The 5762-nt window shown below is 72.7% G+C and carries 4 protein-coding genes and 1 pseudogene; 2 read left to right on the forward strand and 3 right to left on the reverse strand.

Annotated elements, in window-relative coordinates; translation table 11 throughout:
* Positions 1-1244, forward strand: a pseudogene (locus B9S61_RS07100) (hypothetical protein); the annotation flags it as partial.
* Between the two features lie 222 nt (positions 1245-1466).
* Here B9S61_RS07100 and B9S61_RS07105 read toward each other — a convergent pair.
* The 3 genes from B9S61_RS07105 to B9S61_RS07115 all read right to left on the reverse strand — a co-directional run bounded on the left by B9S61_RS07105 (position 1467) and on the right by B9S61_RS07115 (position 4532).
* The gene (locus B9S61_RS07105; protein ID WP_103541481.1) at positions 1467-3182 is read right to left on the reverse strand and encodes a long-chain fatty acid--CoA ligase; all 1716 of its coding nucleotides are present in this window, start codon (positions 3180-3182) and stop codon (positions 1467-1469) included.
* A gap of 74 nt (positions 3183-3256) precedes the next feature.
* Positions 3257-3817 carry a SigE family RNA polymerase sigma factor gene (locus B9S61_RS07110; protein WP_103541482.1) on the reverse strand — a complete coding sequence of 187 codons (561 nt, stop codon included), beginning with the start codon at positions 3815-3817 and terminating at the stop codon, positions 3257-3259.
* Between the two features lie 388 nt (positions 3818-4205).
* A complete protein-coding gene (locus tag B9S61_RS07115; RefSeq protein WP_103541483.1) occupies positions 4206-4532 on the reverse strand; it encodes a hypothetical protein in 327 nt (108 codons plus the stop codon).
* Positions 4533-4903: 371 nt separating this feature from the next.
* Between B9S61_RS07115 and B9S61_RS07120 the strand changes: the two genes are divergently transcribed.
* The coding region (locus B9S61_RS07120; protein WP_103541484.1) for a bifunctional DNA primase/polymerase at positions 4904-5762 on the forward strand (859 nt) is incomplete at its 3' end.

A 5762-nucleotide genomic window follows, 5' to 3' on the forward strand; every position in this document is an offset into this window, starting at 1 on the left:
AAGGCGCGCCCACGCCGGCGCAGCGTGCCGCACAGCCGCTGCCGGAGGAGGCCGCGGCGCCGGTGGACCCGAACTCCACGCAGGGGCGGGCGTTCAGCGTGCGGACGCTGGGGCAGGGAGTGCCGTTCAACCGGCAGACCGCCCAGGTCCAGCAGCCGCTGCCGTCGGCCACGCCGCCCCCGCACCAGCCGGGTGGCTCCGGACGCCGCCGCAAGCTCGGTACGCGTCCCGATCCGGCCGCGGGCACCGAGCAGAACGGGCACCCGCACCCGGGAGCCGAGCCCGCGCCCGGCGCCGCGCAGGCACCGTCACCGGCACGCGCTCAGGCCCCGGCACAGCCTCAGCCGCAGCCCTCGCTCGCCGGTCAGTCCCGGCTCGTGCCGGGTACCGAGGGCACGGGCCGCTCGTACGCCATAGGGGCGCCCGACGCGGACGCCGCGGAGGGACCCGAGCCGCTGGACGGGCCGGGCGGTGCCGTCGAGGTGTCGGACACCCCGCGTCCGCGGCCGGTGGACGACGAACTGCCGCCCGAGCCGTTGGACAACCCGCGCCGGCTGCTGGTGTGGCCCGCTCCGGACGTCGCCACACAGCAGGCGCTGAGCGACCGCGGCTACCGCCCGGTGATCGTGCACTCGCGCGAGGAGGTCGACGCGCAGATCGCGGCCTTCCCCGCCGCGCTGTTCGTGGACCCGCTGACCGGGCCGATCACGCGTACGGCGCTGCAGTCGCTGCGCCAGGCCGCCGTGGCCGCCGAGGTACCGGTACTGGTCACGGCCGGGCTCGGACAGGCCTCGCGCGATGCCGCGTACGGCGCCGACCCCGCCGTCCTGCTGAAGGCGCTCGCGCCGCGCGACAGCGAACAGCACCCTCCCCGCGTGCTGCTGATCGAGGAACACGCGGAGATCGCGCTGGCGCTGACCGGCACGCTGGAACGGCGCGGGATGCAGGTCGCGCGGGCCGCGAGCGACGCCGACGCGGTGTCACTGGCGGGGCAGTTCCGGCCGAACCTGGTGGTGATGGACCTGATGCAGGTGCAGCGCCGCCAGTCCGGGATCGTGGACTGGCTGCGGGCGAACGGGCAGCTCAACCGCACCCCGCTGGTGGTCTACACGGCCGCCGTCGACCAGGCGGACCTGCCGCGGCTGGCCTCGGGAGAGACGGTGCTGTTCCTCGCGGAGCGGTCCACCAGCGCCGAGGTGCAGGACCGGATCGTCGAACTGCTCTCGCGGATCGGAACCAACTGACCGGCCTCCGCCTCACGAACGACGTGCGCCGGGCGGTGCCGCGGGGTGCTCCCCGGCCACCGCCCCGGCGCGTCGCCGTACCTGCCTCGGATCCGTCGTCGGCCGACGGCATCCCGCGCATCGGGGCCGCTTGGGCGGGAGGCACCCCCGCGCGCCGGATCCGTCTGGACCCGGGACGCCCCGCGCGCCGGATCCGTCTCCGGCCTGCGCCGCCCCCGCGCGTCAGATCTGCGTGACGTCCAGCGTGCCCTCGGCGTACTGCCTGCGCAGCACCTTCTTGTCGAACTTGCCGACGCTGGTCTTCGGCACCGACTCGATCACCGTCCAGCGCTCCGGGAGCTGCCACTTGGCGATCCGGCCCTCTTCCTGGAGGAAGGCGCGCAGGGTGGTGAAGTCGGCGGTGGAGCCCTCCTTGAGGACGACCGTGGCCAGCGGGCGCTCGCCCCACTTGTCGTCCGGGACGGCGACCACGGCCGCCTCGGCGACGTCCGGGTGGGCCATCAGCGCGTTCTCCAGGTCGACCGAGGAGATCCACTCGCCGCCGGACTTGATGACGTCCTTGGCGCGGTCGGTCAGGGTCAGGAAGCCGTCGGGGCTGATGGTGCCGACGTCGCCGGTCTTGAGCCAGCCGTCCTCACTGAACTTGTCCGCGGGCCGGAGGGGTTCGGCGCCGGGACCGTTGTAGTAGGCGCCCGCGATCCAGGCTCCGCGGACCTCCAGCTCACCGGCGGACTCGCCGTCCCAGGGGAGGCGTTCGCCGCCGGGACCGGTGAGGCGGGCCTCGACGCCGGCCGGGAAGCGGCCCTGGGTCAGCCGGTAGGCGAACTCGGAGTCGGTTCCGACGGCGCTGGCCGGCGGCCGGGCGATGGTGCCGAGCGGGGAGGTCTCCGTCATGCCCCAGGCGTGGCAGACCCGCATGCCCAGCTGGTCGAACGCCTCCATCAGGGAGGGCGGACAGGCGGAGCCGCCGATGGTGACCTGGGTGAGGGAGGAGACGTCCCTGGGCTTGGCGGTCAGTTCGGCGAGCAGGCCCTGCCAGATGGTGGGGACGGCGGCGGCGTGGGTCGGCCTCTCGCCCTCGATCATCTCGGCGAGCGGGACGGGCTGCAGGAAGCGGTCCGGCATCAGCATGTTCACGCCGGTCATGAAGGTGGCGTGCGGCAGGCCCCAGGCGTTGACGTGGAACTGCGGGACGACGACCAGTGAGGTGTCCTCGTCGGTCAGGCCCATCGACTGCGCCATGTTGACCTGCATGGAGTGCAGGTAGATGGAACGGTGGCTGTAGACCACGCCCTTGGGGTCGCCGGTGGTGCCGGAGGTGTAGCACATGGCCGCGGCGGCGCGCTCGTCCAGCTCCGGCCAGTCGTAGGCGACGGGCTGTCCGGCGAGCAGGTCCTCGTACTCGTGCACCCGCACGGTCGCGTCCGCCAGCGCGGACCGGTCACCGGGGCCGGAGACGACCACGTGCTCGACGGTCTTCAGGTGCGGCAGCAGCGGCGCGAGGAGGGGAATCAGCGAACCGTTGACGAGGATGACCCGGTCGGCGGCGTGGTGGACGATCCACGCGAGCTGCTCGGGGGGCAGGCGGAGGTTCAGGGTGTGGAGGACGGCTCCCATGGAGGGGATCGCGAAGTACGCCTCGACGTGCTCGGCGTTGTTCCACATGAGGGTCGCGACGCGTTCGTCGCCGGTGACGCCGAGGTCCTCGCGCAGGGCGTGGGCCAGCTGGGCCGCGCGCGCGCCGATCTCCGCGTAGGAACGGCGCTGCGGCTCGCCCTCGCCGGTCCATGTGGTGACCTGCGATGTGCCGTGGATCGTCGACCCGTGGGTCAGGATCCTCGAGATCAGCAGCGGTACGTCCTGCATGGTGCTCAGCACGGCGTCCTCCTGGGCGACATTGCCACGCGTCGGTATGAGTTGCGCTGATTCTGCGCACATACCGCTCGGTATGTCACTAGGGGAGCGGATGATCGATCACGCCCCACCGGAGGATTTTTTCTTTCATATTCAGCTCATTTTCGAACAAGCCCCAGCTCAGCGTCGTCACGGAGCTTGCCGAGCGCCCTCGATACGGCGGACTTCACCGTGCCGACCGATACGCCGAGCACCTCGGCCGTCTGGACCTCGCTGAGATCCTCGTAGTACCGCAGCACGACCATCGCCCGCTGCCGCGCGGGCAGCCGCATGATCGCCCGCCACATCGCGTCACGCAGCGCCTGCTGCTCGGCCGGGTCGTCGCCGCCGGGCACCGGATCGGGCTCGGGCAGCTCCTCGCAGGCGAACTCGTCGACCTTGCGCTTGCGCCACTGCGACGTGCGCGTGTTGAGCAGCGCCCTGCGCACGTAGCCGTCGAGCGCGCGATGGTCCTCTATGCGCTCCCAGGCGACATACGTCTTGGTGAGCGCGGTCTGCAGCAGGTCCTCCGCGTCGCTCGGATTCCCGGTCAGCGACCGGGCGGTACGCAGGAGCACCGGCTGACGGGCCCTCATGTACGACGAGAACGACGGGTACGGGAGGGACTGCGTCGGTGGGGCAGCGGCGCGCGAAACGCTGGTACAGACGAGTGTGGTCATGTCTCAACGCTATGAGCGGGCCCTCTCGGGCGGATCGGCCGCAGGTCCCGAAGCCACATCCCCCTCAGGTTGTAGGGGTGGGGCCTGCCGCACCTCCTACAGGTGGATGAGCGGATGAGGGGTACTGCGGGTCGGCCCCTGACGGAGGCCGCGCGGTGCGGTCGTCCCCGAGGCCCGCGTGACGCGGTGGCGCGCCGGGAAGTGCCGCGTGGTGCGGCGACACCGCGTAGCGCCGCGACGCCGGTACGACGACGCCCCGGGGTGCTGCGACCCCGGAAGTGGAGCACCGCTCCGGGCACGTCCGGGGCCGCGGCACCACCCCCCGGTGCCGCCGCCCCGGACACCTCCCCCCCTTGAAGCCCCCACCCCCACGGTCAGGCGGCCGGCATCACCACCACAGCGGGGTGAAACTGATGGCCACGTTGTCGTTGCCCTGGTTGACGGCCGTGAACGCGGAACCGTTGACCTGGGCGGTGTTGCTCCGGTTCGCGGCGCCGGGGCCACTGGCCTGCTGCTGTGTGGTGGCCGAGTTGCCGAAGTTGTCCCCGCCGACGCCGTTGCCGAGGGCGTCGGCGGAGCCGCTCGTGGCCGTCGCGTTCGATCCGTCGTCCGCGAGTGCGCCGCTGTCCGCCGTCGCGGCGCCGGCGAACAGGGCGGCCGCGAGCGGAAGCGCGGAGACGGCGGCGATGACGCGGGCGGTACGGATGCTTGCCATGTTGTGTTCCCTCCAGAACCCACAGAACGCACCGGCTCATGACCGTGAGTGCGCAGAACAAGGCTGTCGCCAGGGAAGTTGACCCCCCGCCCCGGCGCTGTGCACGACGTCGCGAGATCAGGATTGCCCACCGGAATCCGTCGAACCACCCCGGAAGCCGTCTTTCGCACGCAAGCGTGAGGAGAAGGAGATAAACCCCTTCCCGTCACCCAAGTCGCAAGACGCCCCATCAGGAGCACCGCCACCCCGAACACCGCAAGGGGTGAACCGTTCCGGCACTTCTTCCCGCCGCCCTCGCCGCCCCGGCGCGCCGTACCTCCCCCGCACCTCTCCCTCTTCCTTTCTTCGAACGCGTGTACGAAAATAGAGTCATGGCCACCACCGACCGGCAGGCCACGACGCTGGCCCTCGCCCACGCCCTGTCAGCCGCCGAACGCGGACTCGCCGTCATCCCTCTGTCCCGGACGAAACTCCCGGCCCTGCGCTCCCCGCACCGCGACGATCCACAGCCGGCGGGGCCGCCCTGCCACGGCGAGTGCGGCCGCTTCGGCCACGGCGTCCACGACGCCTCCACCGCCCCCGCACGGATCCGCGCCCTGTTCGCCGCCGCACCCCGCGCCACCGGCTACGGCATCGCCTGCGGCCTCCCCCCGTACCACCTCATCGGCGTCGACCTGGACACGAAGACCGGCGCGGACTCCTCCGCCGCCCTGCGCGAACTGGCCCTGCGTCACCTGTTCACGATCCCCGCGACGGTGGTCGTCCTGACCCCGAGCGGCGGCCGCCACCTGTGGCTGAGCGGCCCGCCGGGCGCCGTCGTCCCCAACTCCGCCGGCCGCCTCGCCCCCGGCATCGACATCCGGGGCGCCGGCGGCTACCTCGTGGGCCCCGGCTCCCGCACGGCCCACGGCACGTACACGGCCGCGCCCGGCACCGCGCACCTGCCCCCGGCGACCTGCCCGCCCGCCCTCCTGCGCCTGCTCCTCCCGCCGCCCCGCGCCCACCACCCGACACCCCCGTCCACCGGCGGACACGGCCAGGGCCTGGTCCAGTTCGTCCTCGCGGCGCACGAGGGCCAGCGCAACACCCGCCTGTTCTGGGCGGCCTGCCGTGCCTACGAGGAAGGCATCGGCCCCGCCCTGGTGGACCCCCTGGTCGACGCGGCCCGCACCACCGGCCTGTCCGAACGCGAAGCCCGAGCGACGATCGCGTCGGCCGCGCGCATGACAG

Source organism: Streptomyces sp. SM1 (assembly GCF_002910825.1).
In the GTDB taxonomy this organism is placed as follows: Bacteria; Actinomycetota; Actinomycetes; order Streptomycetales; family Streptomycetaceae; genus Streptomyces; species Streptomyces okerensis.

Coding starts and splice junctions, on each gene's coding strand:
- B9S61_RS07105 (WP_103541481.1), bottom strand. CDS start 3,182: ATGTGCGCAGAATCAGCGCAACTCATACCGACGCGTGGCAATGTCGCC.
- B9S61_RS07110 (WP_103541482.1), bottom strand. CDS start 3,817: ATGACCACACTCGTCTGTACCAGCGTTTCGCGCGCCGCTGCCCCACCG.
- B9S61_RS07115 (WP_103541483.1), bottom strand. CDS start 4,532: ATGGCAAGCATCCGTACCGCCCGCGTCATCGCCGCCGTCTCCGCGCTT.